Origin of the sequence: Gemella haemolysans ATCC 10379, from assembly GCF_000173915.1 — a bacterium.
In the GTDB taxonomy this organism is placed as follows: domain Bacteria; phylum Bacillota; class Bacilli; order Staphylococcales; family Gemellaceae; genus Gemella; species Gemella haemolysans.
In genome coordinates this window covers 112,304-136,087 of the sequence record NZ_ACDZ02000006.1, presented here as the reverse complement: position 1 = coordinate 136,087, position 23,784 = coordinate 112,304, and the positions used below count along the sequence as shown (strand labels likewise).

The 23,784-nt window shown below is 32.2% G+C and carries 17 protein-coding genes; all 17 read right to left on the bottom strand.

Going from position 1 to position 23,784, the window contains the following annotated elements; translation table 11 throughout:
- Positions 1-16 precede the first annotated feature (16 nt).
- Complete coding sequence (gene rnc, locus GEMHA0001_RS02300) at positions 17-730, bottom strand: ribonuclease III (protein ID WP_004263716.1); 714 nt, start codon at positions 728-730, stop codon at positions 17-19.
- A gap of 100 nt (positions 731-830) precedes the next feature.
- A complete protein-coding gene (gene hemW, locus GEMHA0001_RS02295; protein ID WP_004263862.1) occupies positions 831-1,964 on the bottom strand; it encodes a radical SAM family heme chaperone HemW in 1,134 nt (377 codons plus the stop codon).
- Positions 1,964-3,781: a translation elongation factor 4 gene (lepA, locus tag GEMHA0001_RS02290; RefSeq protein WP_004263825.1), complete on the bottom strand. Its 1,818-nt coding sequence runs from the start codon at positions 3,779-3,781 to the stop codon at positions 1,964-1,966. Before lepA ends, hemW begins: the two co-directional genes overlap by 1 nt.
- A gap of 12 nt (positions 3,782-3,793) precedes the next feature.
- Positions 3,794-4,579, bottom strand: a complete 786-nt coding sequence (locus tag GEMHA0001_RS02285) for a RecX family transcriptional regulator (RefSeq protein ID WP_004264072.1) — start codon at positions 4,577-4,579, stop codon at positions 3,794-3,796.
- Between the two features lie 143 nt (positions 4,580-4,722).
- Entirely contained in the window at positions 4,723-6,237 is a 1,515-nt protein-coding gene (locus GEMHA0001_RS02280; protein ID WP_004263910.1) for an ABC transporter permease/substrate-binding protein, read from the bottom strand.
- Positions 6,237-6,965 carry an ABC transporter ATP-binding protein gene (locus GEMHA0001_RS02275; RefSeq protein WP_004263820.1) on the bottom strand — a complete coding sequence of 243 codons (729 nt, stop codon included), beginning with the start codon at positions 6,963-6,965 and terminating at the stop codon, positions 6,237-6,239. Before GEMHA0001_RS02275 ends, GEMHA0001_RS02280 begins: the two co-directional genes overlap by 1 nt.
- Positions 6,966-7,051: 86 nt before the next feature.
- The gene (locus tag GEMHA0001_RS02270) at positions 7,052-7,399 is read right to left on the bottom strand and encodes a MarR family winged helix-turn-helix transcriptional regulator (protein WP_126512549.1); all 348 of its coding nucleotides are present in this window, start codon (positions 7,397-7,399) and stop codon (positions 7,052-7,054) included.
- A gap of 587 nt (positions 7,400-7,986) precedes the next feature.
- Positions 7,987-8,166: a hypothetical protein gene (locus tag GEMHA0001_RS02265; RefSeq protein WP_004263921.1), complete on the bottom strand. Its 180-nt coding sequence runs from the start codon at positions 8,164-8,166 to the stop codon at positions 7,987-7,989.
- A 430-nt stretch (positions 8,167-8,596) separates the two neighbouring features.
- Positions 8,597-9,193 carry an LPXTG cell wall anchor domain-containing protein gene (locus tag GEMHA0001_RS09140; protein ID WP_282677698.1) on the bottom strand — a complete coding sequence of 199 codons (597 nt, stop codon included), beginning with the start codon at positions 9,191-9,193 and terminating at the stop codon, positions 8,597-8,599.
- 2 nt (positions 9,194-9,195) lie between these two features.
- Positions 9,196-9,312 carry a hypothetical protein gene (locus GEMHA0001_RS09370; protein ID WP_162010644.1) on the bottom strand — a complete coding sequence of 39 codons (117 nt, stop codon included), beginning with the start codon at positions 9,310-9,312 and terminating at the stop codon, positions 9,196-9,198.
- On the bottom strand, positions 9,305-10,189 hold the full coding sequence (locus GEMHA0001_RS02255; protein WP_155800208.1) for a hypothetical protein: 885 nt from the start codon (positions 10,187-10,189) through the stop codon (positions 9,305-9,307). Before GEMHA0001_RS02255 ends, GEMHA0001_RS09370 begins: the two co-directional genes overlap by 8 nt.
- A complete protein-coding gene (locus GEMHA0001_RS02250; RefSeq protein ID WP_004263745.1) occupies positions 10,089-10,355 on the bottom strand; it encodes a YPDG domain-containing protein in 267 nt (88 codons plus the stop codon). The genes GEMHA0001_RS02255 and GEMHA0001_RS02250 overlap by 101 nt, the downstream gene beginning before the upstream one ends.
- Entirely contained in the window at positions 10,321-15,069 is a 4,749-nt protein-coding gene (locus tag GEMHA0001_RS02245; protein ID WP_004264176.1) for a YPDG domain-containing protein, read from the bottom strand. Before GEMHA0001_RS02245 ends, GEMHA0001_RS02250 begins: the two co-directional genes overlap by 35 nt.
- Before the next feature lie 733 nt (positions 15,070-15,802).
- Positions 15,803-17,461 carry a SulP family inorganic anion transporter gene (locus GEMHA0001_RS02240; protein ID WP_004263917.1) on the bottom strand — a complete coding sequence of 553 codons (1,659 nt, stop codon included), beginning with the start codon at positions 17,459-17,461 and terminating at the stop codon, positions 15,803-15,805.
- Between the two features lie 228 nt (positions 17,462-17,689).
- Positions 17,690-18,583, bottom strand: coding sequence for a tRNA (adenosine(37)-N6)-dimethylallyltransferase MiaA (gene miaA, locus GEMHA0001_RS02235; protein ID WP_004263902.1), 894 nt, complete (start codon positions 18,581-18,583; stop codon positions 17,690-17,692).
- Between the two features lie 8 nt (positions 18,584-18,591).
- Positions 18,592-20,715: a DNA mismatch repair endonuclease MutL gene (mutL, locus tag GEMHA0001_RS02230; RefSeq protein ID WP_004264042.1), complete on the bottom strand. Its 2,124-nt coding sequence runs from the start codon at positions 20,713-20,715 to the stop codon at positions 18,592-18,594.
- 5 nt (positions 20,716-20,720) lie between these two features.
- Positions 20,721-23,483 carry a DNA mismatch repair protein MutS gene (mutS, locus tag GEMHA0001_RS02225; RefSeq protein WP_004263867.1) on the bottom strand — a complete coding sequence of 921 codons (2,763 nt, stop codon included), beginning with the start codon at positions 23,481-23,483 and terminating at the stop codon, positions 20,721-20,723.
- Between the last annotated feature and the right edge of the window lie 301 nt (positions 23,484-23,784).

Below are 23,784 nucleotides of genomic sequence, written 5' to 3'. Positions count from 1 at the left end.
TTTCCTTTCATTAATTTTAAATATCTTTATATTCAAGTTTTTCTAATGCTTGTTTTGCTGAAAGCTGTTCAGACTCTTTTTTTGTAGTAGCTGTTCCACTTCCATATTGTTTCCTACCAATTAAAACAGCACTTGTAAAAGTTTTAGAATGTGATGGTCCACTTGAATCTAGTACTACATACTCAATTTCACCCAATTTAATTTTTGAAATATACTCTTGCAAGATAGTTTTATAGTCTACAAAACTGTGATATTCGAGATCTTGAACTTCTGTAAATAATGTATTATTTAAGAAAGTTTTTACAACTTCAAGATTTGACTCTAAATACATCGCACCTGTGAAAGATTCAAAAATATCAGCAAGTAAAGCTGCTCGACTTCTTCCGCCCATCTTTTCTTCACCTTTCCCTAGGTAGATACATTTATCTAAGCTGAGTTGCAATGCATATTTAACCAATGTTTTTTCACAAACAATAGATGCACGTAGCTTAGTAAGTTCCCCTTCAGGAAGCTCAGAAAATTTCTTAAATAAAAATTCACTTGTTGTAAGTTCAACAACAGCATCCCCTAAAAATTCCAAACGCTCATAATTCAGATGCTTCGCAATTCTCTTCTCATTAGTATAAGAAGAATGAGAAAATGAATTTTTAAAATTTTCACTGAATTTTAAATTAAAACCATACTCTTCATTTAAATTGTTAAGTAATCTTTCTATATGTGTTCGCTCCATAATAGTTCTCCTTTCTTTTATTATAGGAGAAACTCAATAATTTCACATAAATTGATCAAGTTCCTCCCTTTAAAATCATCATCTTATCTCAAAAACTATATTAATCTAACAGAAACTCAGAGAACACATCATTCCCATAGAATAATCCTTTTCTAGTTAAACGAAGTTTATTACCTTCGATCTCTAAGTACCCTTCTCTTAAGTTTTTATCAATTACACCTTTGAAGATTTCTTCTGCTCTTTTACCATACTTTTCTTCAAAAATATCTAAATCTACACCTTCTAAAAGACGTAGTCCTAAGAACATTTCCTCTTCAATTCTTTCCTTAGGTGTTACAGTATTTTCTTCACGTCTTGCATGTCCTTTTTCTAACATACTGTCGATATAGAATTTTAAAGCTCCTTGATTAGCATAACGCACTCCATCAATATAACCATGCGCCCCCGCTCCAAGTCCATAGTACTCTATATTCTTCCAATAACTACTATTATGAACACTCTCATGCCCAGGTCTAGCAAAATTACTGATTTCATACTGTTCATAACCATTTTCTGTTAAGAAGTTTATAACCTCATTGTACATTTTCTCTTCTGTCTCATTCGAAGGCAATGTAACTTTCTTATCTCTCACCTGATTATAAAGTTTTGTTTTTTGCTCTAATATCAATGAATAACATGAAATATGACTAATATTGTATTCTGCAACCTTCTTCATACTGTCATATAAGTCATCCATAGTTTGCTTCGGTAATGAAAACATTAAATCTACATTAATGTCCTCAATCCCATGTTTTTTACAATTAGCAATCGCCATATCTACATCATCCGCAACATGACCTCGTCCAAGAATTTTTAACAACTCGTTATTAAAAGTCTGAACCCCCATGCTAATTCTATCAACTCCGTAGCCCTTTACCAAAGCAACCCGAGAATCAACAAGATCCTCAGGGTTAGCTTCAAAAGTAAATTCACGCAGTTGTTGTGGAATTTTATTTCTTAATGCAGTTAGTAAACGATGAAGTTGTTCGTCACTTAATGCACTTGGTGTTCCACCACCAATATAAATAGTTTCAACATTTTGAATATTTTCCATACTCTCAATTTCTTTGATTAAGCAATCTATATACTTGTCGACAGGTTGTCTTTGTATATAAAACTTATTGAAATCACAGTATGAACAAATATACTTACAAAATGGAATATGAATATATACTCCGCGTGGATAACTTTTCATTATTCTTCATCCATTTTCAGAACAGCCATGAAGGCATCTTGAGGAACCTCTACGCTACCTACAGCTTTCATTCTCTCTTTACCTTTTTTCTGTTTCTCTAATAGCTTACGTTTCCTACTGATATCCCCTCCGTAACATTTAGCAAGAACGTTTTTACGCATCGCTTTAATAGTTTCACGAGAGATAATTTTATTTCCAATTGCAGCTTGGATAGGAATCTCGAATTGTTGTTTTGGAATAAGTTTTTTAAGTTTTTCTACAATAACTTTACCACGTTGGTAAGCAAATTCTCTGTGAACGATGAAGCTTAAAGCATCGACTTGTTCACCATTTAATAGAATATCCATCTTAACAAGGTTACTATCTTTATATCCTGTTAATTCATAGTCGAATGATGCATATCCTTTTGTATTAGATTTAAGTTGATCGAAGAAATCAAAAACGATTTCTGATAAAGGAATATCATAAGTAATATTAACCCTTGTATCATCGATATATTCCATATTTAAGAAGATACCACGTTTCTTCTGACAAAGATCCATAACAGCACCTACATAGTCATTTGGTACCATAATACTCGCCTTAACAAATGGCTCAGTAATCTTATTGATTTTCTGTGGATCTGGCATTTCTGATGGGTTGGAAACATCTACCATAGTTCCGTCAGTTTTTTCAACTTTGTAAATAACCGATGGTGCAGTAGCGATGATATCAATGTTAAATTCACGCTCAATACGCTCTTGAATGATTTCCATGTGTAACATTCCTAAGAATCCACATCTAAATCCAAATCCAAGTGCTTGAGAAGTTTCCGCTTCATATTGTAACGCAGAGTCATTAAGTTCTAATTTTTCTAATGCTTCACGTAAGTCATTATATTTTGATGAATCGATTGGATATAATCCACAGAATACCATTGGATTTAATTTTCTATATCCCGGTAATGCTTCTTTAGCTGGATTATTCGCTAATGTGATTGTATCCCCTACACGAGTTTCACTTACATTTTTAATAGATGCACAGATGAATCCTACATCACCTGCAGTAAGTTCATCAACGATTTTTTCTTTAGGTGTATGAATACCAACCTCAGTTACCTCAAACACACCACCAGTAGCCATCATCTTAATCTTATCTCCAGCTTTTACAGTACCGTTCTTAATACGTACTGAAACGATAACTCCTCTATACGCATCGTATAAAGAGTCAAAGATCAATGCTTGCAGCGGCTCACCAGCATCTCCAGACGGCGCTGGAATATATTCTACGATTTGTTCTAAGATTTCATCAATACCAATACCCGCCTTAGCAGAAGCTAGTACGATATCGTCTGTTGGTAATCCAATTACATCTTCAATCTCAGTCTTAACCTTCTCAGGATCTGCAGCAGGTAAGTCGATTTTGTTAATAATTGGAATAATTTCTAAATTATTATCTAGTGCTAAGTATACGTTAGCTAAAGTTTGTGCTTCAATACCTTGAGCAGCATCGACTACTAAAATAGCCCCTTCACACGCTGCTAGAGAACGTGATACTTCATATGTAAAGTCTACGTGTCCCGGTGTATCGATTAAGTGGAAAATGTACTCTTCTCCATTTTTAGCAGTATATTGTAATTGAACTGCATTAAGTTTAATTGTAATACCTCTTTCACGCTCAATATCCATTGAGTCAAGAAGTTGTGCTTTCATTTCACGTTGTTCTAACGCTTTTGTTTTCTCTAGAATCCTGTCCGCAAGAGTTGATTTCCCGTGGTCAATATGTGCAATTATAGAAAAATTCCTTATTTTCTTTTGCCTTTCGTTTCTTTTATCCATTTTATTCTTCCTTTACAAATCTTGTTTTTCTACGTAGTCTTTAGCTGTATAGTACGAAAAACCATCCCTTATTAGCTTTTCAATCAGCTTTTGTTTAAGTGCATATCCTTCATATCTACGACTATAACTTTGATAAGCTCTTCTAAAATGCTCATCCAATATTTCATCTTCATTTTCATCCTCATAGTCTTCGAAAAATATGTCAAACACCTTTCTTATTATATCAGATGTAAAGCCATTTGTATAAAGTTTTTGTGTTATTTTTTGAACTTTTTTATTTTTCGTTTCTCTTCGTACCTTATATTCACGTTCAATAATTTTATAAAGCATTTCTATCATTGCTTCTTCAGTACAAATCTTCGTAATATTTTCTTCAATAACGTCTTTATCTAAGCCTTTTTCTAATAGTTTTCTTTGTATCCAGTAAGGACCTTTTAAATTAAGATTAAAATAATCTGTTACAGCAGCTTCTACATAGTGATTATCATTCAAATAACCAATTTCTATTAACTTCTCAATTACTTCATCAATAACATTATTAGCAATCTCTTTCTTCTGAAGATATTCTCTTATATCCTGCTTAGTTCTAAGACCAAATTGTAAATAATGTACTGCTTTGCTATAGGCACTTTCTACACTTTCATGAGCTATGATTTCTTTTAGTTGCTCTTTTGATAAATCTATTTTTTTTATAAGTCCATACTTAATTATCGTATCTTCAGAAACATAAAAATGTTTACCATTTTCCAAATCTATTTTATACTTAACTTTTAGCTTTGTTATATTTGTAATTTGCAAATTTACACCTACTTTCTACATTTCTTGCTAAAAAACTCTTACTCTTAATTTTATCAAAAATCACATAAAAAAGGAAATGTTAGAAAGAAAAAATTCCCAAGCATTAAAGCTTGAGAATTTTTATTTTCAACTAAGATACTACGTTATTTTTTAATTAACCCTTCTTTTTGTAGGTATTCTTTTGCTACATCATAAGCAGGTTTACCTTCAATATCTACTTTGTAGTTCATTTCAGTCATCTCTTTTTCTGTTATTTTTCCAGCAAGTTTGTTTAAGATTTTTTCAAGTTCAGGATGTTTTTTCAATGTCTCTTCTCTTAATAACGGCGCCCCTTGATATGGTGGGAATAAACGTCTATCATCATTTAATAATTTAAGCTTATTAGTTATTATTTTACTATCCGTTGAGAATACATCGATAATATTTACATCACCATTCGAAATAGCTTGATATTTTAACGCTATTTCCATAGTTTTAACATTAAGATTCAAGTGATAAAGATTTTTAAGTCCTATACCACCATCTTCTCTATCATTGAATTCTAATGAGAATCCAACTTTTGAAGAATTTTCTACTAATTTTATATCTGAAATATTATTTAATTTATTTTTATTTGCAAAATCTTCTGTTACAGCTAAAGCATAAGTATCCTGGAATTTTGTAGGTTTTAGGTACACAAGATTATCTTGTTCAAAAATTTTATTTTTAGCAACTTCATAAACCTCGTCAGGATCATTAGAAGCAACAGTCTGAGGTGTTTTTAATAATGTTGTAGTAACTGTACCTGTAAATTCTGGATAAATATCAATACTTTTACCTTTTAACGCCTCATATAAGAAGCTTGTTTTACCAAAATTAGGTTTAACCTCAACATCAATATTTGTCTCATCTTCTATTAAAAGTTTATACATATTTATTAATATCTCAGGTTCTGCTCCTATTTTACCAGCTATTATTAGTTTATCATTAGACATTTTTCCAATTGGGAAGAAGCTGATTGTTAAAGCTACTACAGCCGCAAGTAATGATACCAAAATAGTTTTTGGTTTTTTATCTTGTAAGAACTTAATTAATAATCCAAAAATGATAGCTAAGACTGCTGAGGAAATTGCCCCGATTAGAATTAATGCTGAATTATTTCTATCTATTCCTAGTAAAATAAATGAACCTAATCCTCCTGCTCCTATTAAAGCAGCAAGCGTTGCTGTACCAATTATCATAATACTCGCCGTTCTCACACCACTCATAAGTATTGGCATAGCGAGTGCAAGTTTAAATTTTTTCAACTTCTCTAGTTTTGTCATACCAAAGGCTGTTGCTGCTTCTTCTAACGATGGATCAATCTCCGATAATCCAGTAATCGTACTTTGTAATATTGGGAATATTGCATAAATCACCAATGCTACGACTGCTGGCAATGTACCAATCCCCATAAATGGAATGAATAACCCAAGTAATGCAAGAGAAGGAATAGTTTGGAAAATACCCGTAATTTGTAAAAACCATTCACTTGTCTTCCTATTACCTGAGATAATTATTCCTAATGGAACTGCTATAAAAACTGCAATAATAAGTGATAATAATGAAATTTGAAGATGTTCATATAAACCAGTTATCCAATCACTTTTTCTTTCTAAAAATGTACTTACTAAATTCATTATTTATTCCCCCTTGCAAAAAATTCGCGAACAAAGTCATCCGCAGGGTTTTCTTTTAATACTTCTGGTGTAGCAATTTGAACTATTTTACCTTCTTTTAAAACACAAATTCTATCAGCAAGTTTCATCGCTTCATCCATATCGTGAGTTACAAAAACTGTTGTCATTTTATATTCATTGTGCAAAGTTTTAATTAAATCCTGTAATTGAACTTTACTAAGCGGATCTAGTGCTGAAAATGGTTCATCCATCAGTAAAATTTTAGGATTAGCGATAATTGCACGTAGTATTCCTACACGCTGTTTCTCTCCTCCAGAAAGTTCTTTAGGAAGACGATTCATATAATGCTTAGGATCTAATCCTACTTTTGTTAATAAATCCTCTGTTTTTTCTTTGATTTCTTTTTTATCAAAGTTTTTCATTTCTGGAATTAATGCTATATTTTCTGCAACTGTAAGATTCGGAAATAGTGCGATTTGTTGAAGTACATATCCAGTTTTTAATCTTAATTCCCTTATATCATAGTCTTTTAGTCTCTTGTCTTCAAAATAAATATCACCGTCTGTTTGTTCTATCAACCTATTTATTAATTTTAAAGTTGTTGTCTTTCCACTTCCACTTGGTCCTACAAGAACAAAAAATTCTCCTTCTTGTATTTCAAAATTTAATCCGTCAAGTATTAAACCATTTGTGGAACAACATAATGAAACATTGTTATATTTAATCATTTTTAAAATTCTCCTTTCGAAACAAGTTTTTCAATATTCAACTTCATATTATCGTTAAATATCGTATAATATTCGATAAATAATTCTTATTGTTCACTTGAAAGTTTACCTAGTGCTTTTTCTTCAGCCTCTCTAAGAGGATCCAAAATTTTTGATGCATAAAAGTAACCTTCTTCTGTTAATTTAACTATTTTTTCTCGCCTATCTTTTTCTTTCTCCTCAAAATAAATATATCCTTTTTTCTTAAAAGTCTTTATAGCTGCGCTAACTACTTGTTTAGTAGAATATGTTTTCTCACGAATAATATTTTGAGTTATCCCATCCCTTGTATAATAAAGACAGGTTAGTATTAATAATGATTTGCCTTGCAAACCATTTTTTCTAGCATAGTACTCATATAATGAGTTGTTTTCATCTTTTTTTCTAGAAAACATACTTGAGTTTTTCAATAGACTATTCACTTATAATCACTCCCTATCTTATAGCCATAATTAGTATCCATATAATTATAAACAGACTCTAAATCACAAGATTTAATTGTTTTTTTCGTTTACATTTATTTCATTTCCTCTAATATAGTTTTATACTTCATTTATTTTTATTCATATAAACAAAGAAGTTAATCTAAATCAGTAAAATCTTTTGACTATTATCTTATTAAAAAACTTATTAGTAATTTTTAAAATTCTAATATGGTAATTTTACTCTTACAGTCTACGATTGTCAATAATTTAGTTTTCACAAAAATAGACAATCAGTAAATATTTTACCAATTGTCTTAAATTTTTATTAAATTTCCATCTAAAATCACAGAGGACTATTTATTCACTATTCTTTATTTTATCTTATTTTAGCGACGAATAACATTAATACGTTCCAATAAATATGGTAATAATATAATAACAATAATAATAGAATTTATTACTTTATTTATTGTTTCTCCAAAGAAACCTATCAATAATCCTTTATTTACTATAGAAATAATCAGATAAATACAACACACAATTAGCGCTCCTAGATCTTACATCCAGAATATTCTCGAGTTGCTATTCTTAATACCAATCTGCTCTATCTCTTCATCTGATAACTTTACTAAAAGTACGTTCTCTCTCTTTATCATTTCTCTAGATATTCCAAATACCATCAAGTAAAAAATACAGAATATTAACGGAAATACTTCTAATAAAATTTCTGAATTCATAATATTCACCTCCACTCAGTTTTACTATACTATATTACCTGAACAAAAAATTACCCATATATAACTCGTATAAATAAATTTTATGAATTAATCTTTCTCATAAACTATATCAACCAGTATATAAGTATCCAAAAAATGGAGAAAGGGACTGATAAAATAATCAGTCCCATATATTATGAAAAAAAATATTATTAAGTTTTGTTATGTTTATATTATATCCGATATACCTTATATGAACTTTAGACTATAAATAAAATTAAACTTAAATTGAAAAAATGAACACAATAAGTAATTATATTGTTCTTTGTTCTGGAAAATTGATTAATAACCAATTAAAATCCAAGGTATAAAAATTTTCATACCTTGGACTTTCTTTAGACTATCGCTTTGAAATATTCTCAAAACTATTTTTCGTCAATTTATCTAAAAATTATTCTTTATCTTCTCTACGTTTTTTGGCAACCGCTAGCAGACTTCCTAACATAGCTAATCCTAATCCTGCTAAACCTGTATTTGTTTCAGATTCACCAGTATTTGCTAATCGTTTTGTAGATTTATTAACTGTTGGATTTTCTTTGTTGTCTGATAATTTTTGTGATTGTAGTTCACCTTTTTCAGATGCTCTAATCTTCGCTGGGGTTGTTACCACTGGTACCTCTACTGTTGGTTTGCCTGGTTCTGTTATTCTAGCTACTCCTGGTACTTTTACATCTGGTAAGTCACTATTTGGTACTGTTCCTTTACCATCTTCTCCAATTGTTACAGTGATTGTGTTTCCATTCTTACCTGGAATTTCTACCTTAGTTCCCGGTGGATATGTTGATCCATCTGGTTTCTTAGGTGTTACTGTTACATCTCCAGTCTTAGGATCTTGTTCTAACTCAACTGTTGGAGTAAGTTTCGCTGGTGTTGTTACCACTGGTACCTCTACTGTTGGTTTACCTGGTTCTGTTATCTTAGCTACCCCTGGTACTTTCCCATCTGGTAAGTCATTGTTTGGTACTGTTCCTTTTCCATCCTCTCCAATTGTTACAGTGATCGTGTTTCCATCCTTACCTTACCTGGAATTTCTACCTTAGTTCCCGGTGGATATGTTGATCCATCTGGTTTCTTAGGTGTTACTGTTACATCTCCAGTCTTAGGTATCTTGTTCTAACTCAACTGTTGGAGTAAGTTTCGCTGGGGTTGTTACCACTGGTACTTCTACTGTTGGTTTACCTGGTTCTGTTATTCTAGCTACTCCTGGTACTTTTACATCTGGTAAGTCATTATTTGGTACTGTTCCTTTACCGTCTTCTCCAATTGTTACAGTGATTATATTTCCATTCTTACCTGGAATTTCTACCTTAGTTCCTGGTGGATACGTTGATCCATCTGGTTTCTTAGGTGTTACTGTTACGTCTCCTGTATTTGGATTTTGTTCCAACTCTACTGTTGGTGTAAGTTTCGCTGGCGTTGTTACCACTGGTACCTCTACTGTTGGTTTTCCTGGTTCTGTTATCTTAGCTACTCCTGGTACTTTTCCTTCTGGTAAGTCATTATTTGGTACTGTTCCTTTACCATCCTCTCCAATTGTTACAGTGATCGTGTTTCCATCCTTACCTGGAATTTCTACCTTAGTTCCTGGTGGATACGTTGACCCATCTGGTTTCTTAGGTGTTACTGTTACATCTCCAGTCTTAGGATCTTGTTCTAACTCAACTGTTGGAGTAAGTTTCGCTGGTGTTGTTACCACTGGTACTTCTACTGTTGGTTTACCTGGTTCTGTTATTCTAGCTACTCCTGGTACTTTCCTATCTGGTAAGTCACTATTTGGTACTGTTCCTTTACCATCCTCTCCAATTGTTACAGTGATCGTGTTTCCATTCTTACCTGGAATTTCTACCTTAGTTCCCGGTGGATACGTTGATCCATCTGGTTTCTTAGGTGTTACTGTTACGTCTCCTGTATTTGGATTTTGTTCCAACTCTACTGTTGGAGTAAGTTTCGCTGGCGTTGTTACTGTTACATTTACTGTGAACATCTTCTTTAGATCCATCTGGATATGTCACTGTTACTTTTCCTGTAACTTTATCACCTGGTTTTGCTCCTTCTGGAATTGTTACTGTTACTTTTCCATCTTTATCTACTGTGATTATTCCTGGTTTATCACTTTCAAATGTTGTTCCTATCGGGAATTTTCTTACCATTTCCTTCTGTTAATGGAATTTCCACTTTAGATCCTGGTTTTCCTTTTCCTTCATCATACTTCGGTATGTAGATATCTTTGTCTTGTTCTCCTACTGTAACTGTTACTGGGACTTCTTCTTTAGATCCGTCTGGATATGTTACTGTAATCTTACCTGTAATCTTATCTCCTGGTTTCTTATCCCCTGGGATTGTTACTGTTACTTTTCCTTTGTTATCTACTGTGATTACTCCTGGTTGGTCACTTTCATACGTTGTACCTGTTGGAATCTCTTTTCCATTTTCTTCTTTCAATGGAATTTCTACCTTAGTTCCTGGTTTTCCTTTACCATCTTCATATTTTGGTGTGTAGATATCTTTATCTTTGTCTGTAACTGTTACTGTTACTGGTACTTCTTCTTCTGATCCATCTGGGTATCTTACTAGAACTTTTCCTGTTACTTTATCACCTGGGTTCTTATCTGCTGGAATTGTTACTGTTACTTTTCCTTTGTCATCTACTGTGACTACTCCTGGTGTTAAGCTTGTGTATGTTGTTCCTGCTGGAATCTCTTTTCCATTTTCTTCTTTCAATGGAATTTCTACCTTAGTTCCTGGTTTTCCATTACCATCTTCATATTTTGGTGTGTAGATATCTTTATCTTTGTCTGTAACTGTTACAGTTACTGGTACTTCTTCTTCTGATCCATCTGGGTATCTTACTAGAACTTTTCCTGTTACTTTATCACCTGGGTTCTTATCTGCTGGAATTGTTACTGTTACTTTTCCTTTGCCATCTACTGTGACTACTCCTGGTGTTAAGCTTGTGTATGTTGTTCCTGCTGGAATTGTTTTTCCGTTTGCTTCACTTACTGGGATGCCTACTGATTCTCCTGGTTTTCCACTTCCATCATTGTACTTCGGTGTGTAATCATCTTTATTTGGACGTCCAACTACTACTGGAACATCTACTGTTTCTGTTGAGCCATCTGGATAAGTTACGATTACTACTGCGTTTCCTACATTACCTGATGTATTTGTTGACGGTTTACTTTGTACCGTTAATGTTCCTGGACCAAAGTTTTGTACTTTTACCTTCACTTCATCATCCGTAATTTTATGGTTATAAGGAACTGTTAATGTTTCTCCTGTTGGATTGTATTTAACTTTTTGTTCTTGTACAACAATTTCAATTACTTTTGTTGTTGGCGTATTGTTTTTATCATAAGCAGTGATAGTTACTCGTTTTGTTCCTGCTGTTCCAGTCGGTGTTCCTGTAATTTTACCATTTGTGAACGTTAATCCTGCTGGTAAATCTGTTACTACTATCGGATTATTGTCACGCATTCCTACTCCACCAGTATTATCCACGGCTGTTACTGGAATTTCCGGGATTGGTTCTCTGTTTGTTACCGTTGCTCCGCTTGCTTTGATTGTTGGTCCTGTTACGTCTGTTACTGTAACTGGTACATTTACATTGTCAAATGTTCCATCTGGGTATGTTACTTTCACTACCGCATTTCCGGCACTTCCTGCTCTAGTTGTTGACGGCTTACTTACAATCGATAATGTTCCAGGTGCAAAGTTACTTACTTTTGCTTTTAATTCTGCATCTGTAATTGTATGGTTTTGGTTTACAGTTAATCCTGATCCTGTTGGATTATGAACGTCTGCTTGGCTTCGTACTGTAATTGTGATTGTTTTTGTTGTTGGCGTATTGTTTCTATCATATGCCTTAATCGTTACTGTACTATTTCCTGCTGGTCCTGTTGGTGTTCCCGTAATTCGTCCGTTTGAATATGTTAATCCTGCTGGTAATCCTGTTACTTCAATCGGATTATTTTGACGCATTCCAACCCCGCCTGTATTATCTACAGCTGTTACTGGAATTGGAGTGATTTGTTCACGGCTTGTTACTGTAGCATTATTTGCTGTAATTGTTGGTCCTATTACGTCTGTTACTGTAACTGGTACATTTACATTGTCAAACGTTCCATCTGGGTATGTTACTTTTACTACCGCATTTCCGGCATTTCCAGCTGTTGCTGTTGATGGTTTACTTACAATTGATAATGTTCCTGGTGCAAAGTTACTTACTTTTGCTTTTAATTCTGCATCTGTAATTGTATGGTTTTGGTTTACAGTTAATCCTGTTCCTGTTGGATTATGAGCGTCTGCTTGGCTTCGTACTGTAATCGTGATTGTTTTTGTAGCAGTATTTCCATTTTTGTCATGAGCTTTAATCGTTACTGTACTATTTCCAGGCGCTCCGGTTGGTGTTCCTGTAATTCGATTATTCGCATATGTTAATCCTGCTGGCAATCCTGTTACTTCAATCGGATTATTATCTCGTAATCCTACTCCTCCTGGGTTATCCACCGCTGTTACTGAAATTGGAGTGATTTGTTCACGGCTCGTTACTGTAGCATCACCTGCTGTGATTGTTGGTGGTATATTGTCACGTTTAGTTACAGTAAAAGTAAAGCTCACTGGTGTCGCTCTGTGATTAGCATTATCCGTAGCATTAAAAGTAATTGTATTAGTCTTACCAACGTCTTCTGCCGTTGTTGTAATCGTAATTCGTCTTATTTTTTCAGTATCAGTGTCTGTTGGTGAAGTTACAGATGCTTTCCCTGAAAAGACCCTAGTACCATATTTTGTTAGAAAATCATTAGCATCAAGATTAACAATTTTATTATCTCTCGCTGTTACTATAAAGGTTACAGTTTGTCCTTCAACTACTGTTTGATTAGCTGGTGTAATTGCTAATGTTGGAGCTTGTGTATCTGGTGCTTCTAATACTGTAACTGGTACATTTACATTTTCAGACGAACCATCTGGGTATGTTACTTTCACTACCGCATTCCCAACGTTTCCTGGATTAGCTGTTGATGGTTTGCTTACAACTGTTAATGTTCCAGGTGCATAGTTACTTACTTTTGCTTTTACAGCATCATCTGAAATAACTTGACCTTGATTTACAGTTAATCCTGCTCCTGTTGGATTGTGAGTGTCTGCTTGGCTTCGTACTGTAATTGTGATTGTTTTTGTAGCCATATTTCCATTTTTGTCATAGGCTTTAATCGTTACTGTACTATTTCCTGGAGCTCCTGTCGGCGTTCCAGTAATTCGATTATTCGCATATGTTAATCCTGATGGCAATCCCGACACTTCAATTGGATTATTATCACGCATTCCAACTCCGCCTCTATTATCTTCAGCTGTTACTGAAATAGGCGTGATTTGCTCACGGCTTGTTACTGTAGCATTATTTGCCGTAATCGTAGGTGGTGTTGTATCTCTTGGAGTTAAACTTGTCCCTAACGTCCCCATAATATATGACTGATTAGTACCTGATGCTTTTGTTACTGATGCTGCATATGCACGTCCATAAGCATTCGCCTCAGCTTCAGTAATATCATTTTTCAGCTTGATTTTCGCATGCATATGTACTGCATAATCAGTACTTTCTCTTCTCACATCTAGCCCTAAATGGTAAGACGCTCTTGGATAATTACCATTTTTATCTTTAGGAAGTTGGTTTAGAGTAGGATCATATTGGTTATTTTTAAATACATCCCATCTTTGATTATCACGATTCACCCCTGAGTTTGGATCATAAAACGTATCCCTATCTGCATTAAAAATTCTATATTGCTGACTCCATGGGTTTGTGATTGTCGCAGTATTTCCATATTGTTCAAATCCTTGGAATCCATCTGAAAGCCTTCTACCTCCGGTATTACGGTAACGTGTAAATGTTAAATCTTTTACTGTATTGGATGGATCCATGATGTTAAACGGAGCTTGGAAATAATAGTGTTGTTGATAACTACTACCTGTCATCTTTCTTCCGTCATTATTGAAGAACACATCATAAACAATCCATTTACCTTCACTATCTTGCACATAATAGGCTTTAATATCTGTTTTATTTTTTGTAAACTCTGGCTCATTATTTCGAGTTCTTCGACCACCGTTGTCATTAGGATCAACAGAAGCAAAATATTTAATATTTGCTAAGGCTCCTGAACTAACTTGACCATCTGCTCTAAAGTGTGTACCTTCACCTATACTTTGACGATTTCGTGAATCACGAGATCCAGTATTAGCAATTGTATTTTCTCCTTCTTTTACTACCTTTTCAGGAGTATTAGCCTTCGGCATTGAAGATAATACAAAGATTTTCTCACTAAGTTTTTTAGCTAGTGCATCAATTTCGGCTTGTGTTAGCTCAGCACTAGTACTGTTAAGTATATTTTTAGCATTCTCTAAATCTATTTTAATAGCTGCTAGAGTAGAAGCAGAGGCTTTTTCTTTATTTATTTTTTCTAGCAACTCCTCTACTTTTTCAATATTAGTTTTTAATGTATTTTTATCTAATGCCTTTTTCTCTACTTTTTTATCTGCATTAGCATCTGTTTTTTCTGCTGGAGTAGCATCAGTTGATACTTCCTCTTTTTTAATAGGTTTTTTGACTTCTTTTTCTGTTGAGATTTTATTATTTAGAACATCTGTTTTTTCATCATTTGAACTGTTTGCTTTCTCACCAGCTATATTTTTTTCTGTTTTCTCCCCAGATACTTCTCCAGCATTAGCTATCCCAGCAGCACCAAAGAAGATACTGGCACCTATAACGACAGAAGCTGCTCCAACTTTGAATTTTTTAATTGAATAACTTTCTATTTTTACCCCTTCTTTTTTATTCTTTAATTTTTGGTTGTTTTTTCCTATCACGTAATTTTCTCCTCCTTAATTTTTCGTGAAAATAGAACTTTTCTAATATAGTTTAACACACTAATAAAAAGTAAACAAATAATATTTTCTAATAAAATATATATTTTCCTGTATGAAATTAAATAAATATTATTACATCAACTTTCCGAAAACTTACATATACATAAATTAAATAAATATAATTTTATATTAGAATATTTTAAATGGAAATGTTTTAGATTTTAATTGAAATATATTTTAATATTTATAATAAATAACTTGTTATTTTCTATTTCCACATAATTTCTATCAAAGAACATCTTAACGGTAACTTCTTTTAAAATATTTATAATTAAATACTTAGATAATAAATTAATCAAAAATTAGATATACATCTTTTAAGAAATACACAAAAATAAATTTATTATTAAAGATTTAAACTAGTATAATATTTAATAAAATAATATAAGTTATAAAAACTTTTAAAGTAAAAGCATAATACCTAATGGAGATATTATTTATCCTTAATGAAGTATATAATTGTGTCTTTCAGATTATAATTTTATATTTTCTTTCTTATAAAATATTTACACAACTACGGCTATTAATAATCTAAAATAAAAATCCGGCTATCTATTCTCAAATAAAATTTTTTCTTAAAAAACATCCTTTTTAATTATAAAAAATAACTTTCTTCGAATTTTAATTATAAATTCCAAGAAAGTTATTTTTACATAAACTAAACTTTATATATTTAAATTTTCCCTAACTTCTCTGCTCTTTCTAAAGATGCATCGATATTTTCACATAGATTTTCTTTACCAATTTTCTCGATAAACCCAGCTTTTTCCATAACATGATAAGGCTGCTCATTTACGTGCGATAATATTAGTGTTAATCCACGTTTTTTACAAGTTTCCAATATTTCCTCTAATACCTCTAATCCCGAAATGTCCATAACAGGAACATTACGCATTCTTATTATCAGAACATTCTTTCCTTCTCCGTGTTCAAAGTTAGTAAATACATTGGCTGCTCCGAAGAATAATGCTCCAAAAATTTCATAGACAATTGTATTTTTAGGAACATATTTTAGATCAACTTCTTCTGACAGTTTATCTTCATCAGATAAACCTTTGTAAGTCCATTGCCTAACTTCTGCAATATCAGACATACGTTTTAAGAATAAGAACGCAGCTAGTACCATACCGAATTCTATCGCAATTACTAAATCGAAGAATAATGTTAATAAGAAAGTGATAATTAAAACGGCTATATCACTTTTCGGTGCAGTTTTCATCATACGTACGCAAGTGCGCCATCCACTCATATTATATCCTACGATTATTAATATAGCAGCCAAGCAACTCATCGGTATATATGATGCATATGGCATTAAAAATAACAGTATTAATAACAGAGTAAATGCATGTACCATTCCAGCTACTGGTGTTCTACCACCATTTTTTACGTTAGCTGCCGTTCTCGCAATTGCACCTGTTGCAGGTATTCCTCCAAAAAGTGCCGACATAAAGTTCCCTACACCTTGGGCTACTAACTCTGCATTTGATTTATGCTTACTTCCTGTCATACCATCAGATACTACAGCAGATAATAGTGATTCTATAGCGGCCAATATCGCGATTGTAAATGCTGGTAAAATCATTTCTCTAATTAATGAAAATGAAATTGTAGGCATTGTAAAGCTAGGAAGCCCTGCTTTAATCGTATATAGATCACCAATAGTTTTAACCGGCAATTTGAAAATAGCTACTAAAAATGTTGTAACCAGTATTGCGATTAAAGAACCCGGTATTTTCTTAGATACCTTTGGCCAAAATATTTGAATTAGTATAGCAAGTAATCCTATCGCTAAAGTGACAAAACTAATACTTTTTATATTATGCCCGTAAGCTACTAATTTTCCAACAAATTCTGCCGGAACTGCTCCCATACTTAATCCTAGGAAATCTTTCACCTGACCAACTACTATTCCCATAGCAATCCCTAACGTGAAACCAATAGTAATTGTTTTAGGAATAAATTTGATTAAGTCCCCAAAATGAAATAACCCCATTAGAATTAACATAACTCCTGCCATAAGGGTTGCCACAGTTAATCCTGCAATTCCATGTTCAGCTATTATTCCATATATAATAACAACAAAAGCAGCTGTAGGTCCACCAATTTGAACCCTACTTCCACCTAAAAATGAAATAAAAAAACCTGCTATAATCGCAGTATAAAGACCTTGTTCCGGATTAACCCCAGATGCAATCGCCAAAGCAATCGATAAAGGCAATGCTATAACAGCTACTATCAAACCAGCAATTATATCTTTTAAGCATTGTTCCCTTGTATAATTTTTCATTACACTAAATAACTTCGGCTTAAGATATTTAAATGAATTCATCTTCTCCTCCTACTTCCTGAGAATCTTTAGTATTACTAGTTTAGCACATAACGAATAAAAACTCTAGTTAAATTAGAAAACCTAATAAAATATTTTTAAAATTCCCTATCAAATTTTTCTAAAACCAAAGTTATATCTATTATATAATAAATTTTATATTGTTATAAATTTAAAATAAGGCTTGAAAAATTTACTTTTCAAGCCTTAGACAATCATCTATATAATTTTTTAATTAAATTTCCCTTTGATGTCTTTTATAACATCTGCCAAAAGTTCGTCATTGGCGGTATCATACCAAGTTCCATCCATTTTATTTCTGAACCATGTTAATTGACGTTTTGCATAACGGCGTGAATTCTGAGAAATAGCTGCAATAGTATCTTCTTTAGAAACATTACCATTAAGATACGGAATCATCTCCTTATACCCTATTGCTCCTAGAGCTTGCAGTTCTAGACCATATTCTTCTATAATTTCTTTAACTTCTTGCTCAAGCCCTTCTTCAAACATCAATTCAACACGCTTATTAATGCGATTGTATAGAACTTCTCTATCGGTATTAAGAACTATTAAAAATGGATTATAACAATCCAGAACGGTATCTCCATTGTTGTTTGCCGTTACACTTTTCTTTTCATTCATCACATAATTATATGCATTAATTACACGGCGATGATTTTCTAAGTCAATCGTATTATAGGTATCTGGATAGTTCACTTTTAGATATTCTCTTGCCATATCGACATCAATATCATAAGTTTTTTCCTCTAAATCAGTAAACTCATAGTTATTTAGAACAGCATTCATATAAAAACCAGTTCCACCGATTAATAAAGGCATCTTACCTCGAGCATGTATTTCTTCAATTTTCTTACGTGCAAGTTTTTGAAAATCATAGACAGAACATGTATCAGTAGGTTCTAGTTCGTCTATTAGGTGATGAACTACCCCATCCATTTCTTCTTTTTTCACCTTTGCAGAACCTATATCAAACTTTTTATAAATTTGAACACTATCTATAGAGATTATTTCACAGTTGAACTCTTTTGCCAGGTCAATACTAAGTGCCGTTTTCCCAACTGCAGTTGGTCCTACTATCGCTATTAAAGGTATTTTTTTCATCTTACCTCCTACACTATACGCTTAAACATTTTTTCTAAATCTTTTTTCTCCATTTTTGTAATTATCGGACGTCCATGTGGACATGTAAATGGATTCTTACATTCATAAAGATCACTAATAACCTTATTCATCTCGACATCTGTAAGAACTTGATTTGCTTTTATAGACATTTTACAACTTGCCATAGCAATTGCATCATTTCTTAATTCGTTGAAAGTTATATTGTTTTTTCTAAGAACCTTCTCAACAATAATTTTTATCATTTGCTCTTCATCTTCTTCTATCCAACCAGGAAATTCACGAACAACATAAGAATTATCTCCAAACTCCTCAAAAACAATACCAAGTTCTTCAAATTTTTCCAAATTATTTCGAACCTCAGCCGCTTCTTCTACAGAAAAATCAAACATAAGCGGTATTAACATCTGTTTTTTATAATTCTTTCTTTCAATAAATTCACGTTGTAATTTCTCATAATTATATCTTTCTGCAGCGGCATGCTGGTCTATAAGGAATAACTTATTATCAGCCTCTGACAAGATATAAGTTTTAAAGATTTGTGCCAATACTTTTAAATCAGGTAGCGTACGAACCTTTGTATCATCATCTTGAACAATTTTCGCATCTTTGATTTCATTAAAGTGACTATCATCTTTTACTACATTAGAAACAACTTTTTCTGTACGATCATCATAACTCGCGTTATCTTCTTTTTTAGAGAAGTTCATAAAGTTCTCTATTTCCTTTTTAGTAGGTTTATCACCAAACTTATTTCTATTATCACGAGGATGTGAACTATAACTTAAATCCGGTAAATCACTCTTAATTCTCTGAGTTTTACTTCTTTGATTAGACGTGTTTTCTTTACTTTGTACTGATGTTTTTTCTTCACGAGAATTATTTAGCAAGTCTCCTCCAAAAAGAAGTTCATCTTCTTGAATAACATGACTTGCTACTTCTTCTTGAGTATCAGGGAAACTAAGTTCAACTTCTAAATCAACTTCAGGTTCTTTTTTCTCTTCTGAAAAAATATTCTTGTCTTCTACATCTCCAAACTTATTATCTAGTTCATCTAAGAAATTTATTTTTTCGATTTTCGCTTTTTCTTTTTTAGTAAGAACATTATTCATTCCTTGTGGAATATATGTATAATTACTTAGTCTTTCTGCGATAACTTCTTTTATTAGACGTATTAACTCCGCTTCTTTCGATAATCTCACTTCTTGTTTAGTTGGATGAACGTTAACATCTAATAAAATTGGATCCATCTCTATATTAATAACACATAATGGATACCTATTTATCATTAATAATGTTCCGTAAGCATCGATTATAGCATTTTGAATTCCGTAGTTTTTAATATAACGCCCATTGATAAAAATATTTATATAGTTCTTACTAGCTCTCGTCTCTTCTGGTACAGAGATATAACCAAATACTTTGTAATCATCATTATTACCACTAAATTCAATCATATTTCTAGCAACGCCCATATTATAAATCTTAGATAAAATCTTATGAACATCACCATCACCGTATGTTTTAAAGGTAATCTTACCATCTACATGCAGTTCAAAAGCTACATTAGGATAAGATAGGGCAAACTTATGAATAATATTAGTAATATTAGCTTGTTCTGTATGCGGATTACGCAGATATTTCAGCCTTGCTGGTGTATTGTAAAATAAATTTTCTACACTTAAATCAGTTCCTTTAATAGGTGCATAATATTCCTCAGAAACTACTTTTCCACCTTCAAGAACTAGTATCTTCCCTTGCGCTTCTCCCGCACAACTTTTTATCGTTACTTTACTCACAGATGAAATACTCGCTAGCGCCTCACCTCTAAAACCTAGCGTTTCTATGTGAAATAAATCATAGTCAGCACTTATCTTACTAGTCGCATGACGTAAAAATGCACGTGCTAAATCATCATTAGAAATTCCACTACCATTATCAATAATTCTAATTTGTTGTATACCAAATTCTTTAATTATAACTTTAATATTAGTACTTCCTGCATCGATAGAGTTTTCTACAAGCTCTTTAACAACAGAAGAAGGTCTTTCGACAACTTCTCCTGCCGCTATTTTATTTGATAATTCTGCAGATAATATATTTATTTTTCCCATTTAACTTATTTCACATCCTCACTCATTTTTCTCTGTAATTCATAAAGAAGATTGAAAGCCTGCATCGGTGTTGTTTCTAAAAAGTTTACACTTTCTAATTGTTTTTTGATTTCATCAAATTTCTCATTATCACCATCAAAATCCAATTGTAATTTCGCATAATTTTTCTTTGATTTCTCTTCAGTTTTTAATTGTTTTCTAATAGTTTTCTCTAACTCTTCTTTAAGTTCTTTTTCTAATTCAGAACGAAGTTGTTGTCTTAAAGACTCCTCATCTACGTTTACAACCTCTTCTTTAACTACTCGACTGCTGTATTCTTGTTCAAGTTCTTGACGTATTTTTTCTCTTAGTTTTTCTTCAGATTCTTGTGATGAAGCATCATTTAATAATACTTTGTTATATCTAGCATTATCAACAAGGTCCTCACTACCTTTATTCCCACTTTCTAATTCTCTTAATATTTTATTAGCACCTACGATAACATCTTCTGGTAGATGAGCAAGTTGAGCTACATGAATACCATAACTCTTCTCGATAGGCCCTTCATTAATTTTATATAAGAAAATTAGTTTTCCATGATCTTCTTTTGCAGAAACGTGAATATTCTTTATTCCCTGGGTAATATTTTCTAACTTTGTAAGCTCATGATAGTGAGTTGAGAATAATGTTTTACATTTGATAGTATTATTAATGTATTCTAATATCGATTGAGCTAAGGCGATACCATCATAAGTCGATGTTCCACGACCTATCTCATCAAAAATTAATAATGAATTTCCAGTAGACTCTACTAAGGCGTTCTTCGCCTCAATCATCTCAACCATAAACGTTGATTTACCACCTGCAAGATCATCACTTGCACCTATTCTCGTAAATATTTTATCGAAAATTGGTAAATTCGCAGAAGTCGCCGGAACGAAAGATCCGATTTGTGCAAGAATCACTATAAGAGCAAGTTGTCTCATATAAGTAGATTTACCAGACATATTAGGTCCTGTAATAAGCAAGATATTATTATCTTTATCTACTTTGCAATCATTACTAATATAACTATCAGCACTCACATTTCTTTCAACAATCGGGTGACGGCCATCAACAATATCAATAATATTATTATCATTGAATTCAGGTTTTACATAACCATATTCTTCCGCTACATCAGATAATGAAACAAACACATCAATATCACTTAAAGTATTAGCAACTCTCTGTAATCTTACAATATAATTATGAATTTTCGTCTTAACTTCTTGGAATAATTGTAATTCTAACTCTTCAATTTTTGTCTTAGAATTCACGATATGTTCTTCAACTTTTTTCAGTTCTTCAGATACGAATCTCTCACAATTAGAAAGTGTTTGTTTCCTATGATAACCTAGTTCTGTTGGATCTATAGTCTTAAGCCCTACTTTAGATACTTCGATAAAGTAACCGAAAATCTTATTGTATCCAACTTTTAGATTTTTAACACCAGTTCTCTCTTTTTCACGTTCTTCAATTTCTAGTAATATTCTATTTCCATTCTTACTAGCATTCTTATAACTATCTAATTCTTCATTAAAGCCTAATTTAATTACATTTCCTTCTTTAACAGTTTGACCAGCTTCTTCATGGATTGTCGCTTCAAGATAGTCATATAAATCCGTTAATTCATCAATATTCTCTGCTATATCTTTTAGTTTATTTGATTCAAATCCTAATAACAATTTCTTAATTTCTGGAATTTGAGCCAATGTTTTCTTTAGATTTAATAATTCCTTAGGACTTACAATATTATAAGAGACTTTTGTAGAAATTCTCTCAAGATCATATACTTCTTTCAAACTAGTTTTTACATCCGCTTTTTCAAAATAATGTTTAGTAAAATCTTCTACGATTTCCTGACGTTTTTTAATTTCTTTAAGATCCAGTAGTGGGTTTTCTAACCATTTTTTAAGTTTTCTTGATCCCGCAGCTGTTGATGTTTTATCTACAATACTAAGAAGAGAACCCTTCTTACCTCCATTAGCCATATTTTGAGTAACTTCTAAGTTTTTTAACGAATAGTTCGTCATATAAACAAACTTATCTTTGAAATATACTTCAAAATCTTTTAAGCTTGAAATATCTTTATTTTGAGTTTTTTCAATATAATCTAAAAGAACATCACATGCAATACGCAGATTGGTGTCAGTAAGATTACTTGTTTTTTCCTTAGTAATATCATTATTCAATTCAACTTCAGTAATATAAGCACTGATATCCAACTCTTGATCTTTTATGCTAATTACTTCTTTAATATTATTTTTTAGTACCTCATCTTGGAGGTCAGCCATAGTTTTTAGTACAGTGCATCGGCTATCCCCTGTCATAATATCACAAAATGCGAAGTAGATATTATTATCCTTTACATATGCACTACCTAGGTAGTTATTTTCATCATAGTTTTTGTAGTTCATATAAGTCCCTGGTGTGATTACTTGAACTACTTTACGCTCCACGATTTTCCCTTGACCAGGTTCTGAAACTTGTTCGCATATAGCTACTTTATAGCCATTATTTACTAAAGTATCAATGTAAGTTGCTGATGAATGAAATGGAACTCCACACATAGGAATTTTTTCAGCTCCTCCATCACGAGCAGTTAAGGTTATTTCTAATATTTTTGATGCTCTAGTCGCATCTTCAAAGAACATCTCATAAAAATCACCAAGACGGTAAAATAAAAACATGTCCTGATAATCTTTTTTTATCTTCAGATATTGTTCTATCATTGGAGTATATTTCATCTCAAAAGTTCCTTTCTCTTTATTTCTTCCATGTATTTATAACATATATAATTTTAGCATAAAAGCTTAGTTTTTAGTAGTGTGACATGTGGTAAAACATATAAAAAATATTATAGCCTATGGAAGAAAGTCATAAATTAAATTCAGAATATATACATTTTTTATGCAATAGTCTTATATTTGAATTTTCCTCTAATTTTAGAAACCTTACTTTTTATCATATAAACAATACCTCTATAAAACTTCTTTAAGCATCAAAATTTCATAAATCTTATTTTCTCTCATATTAACTACAACAATT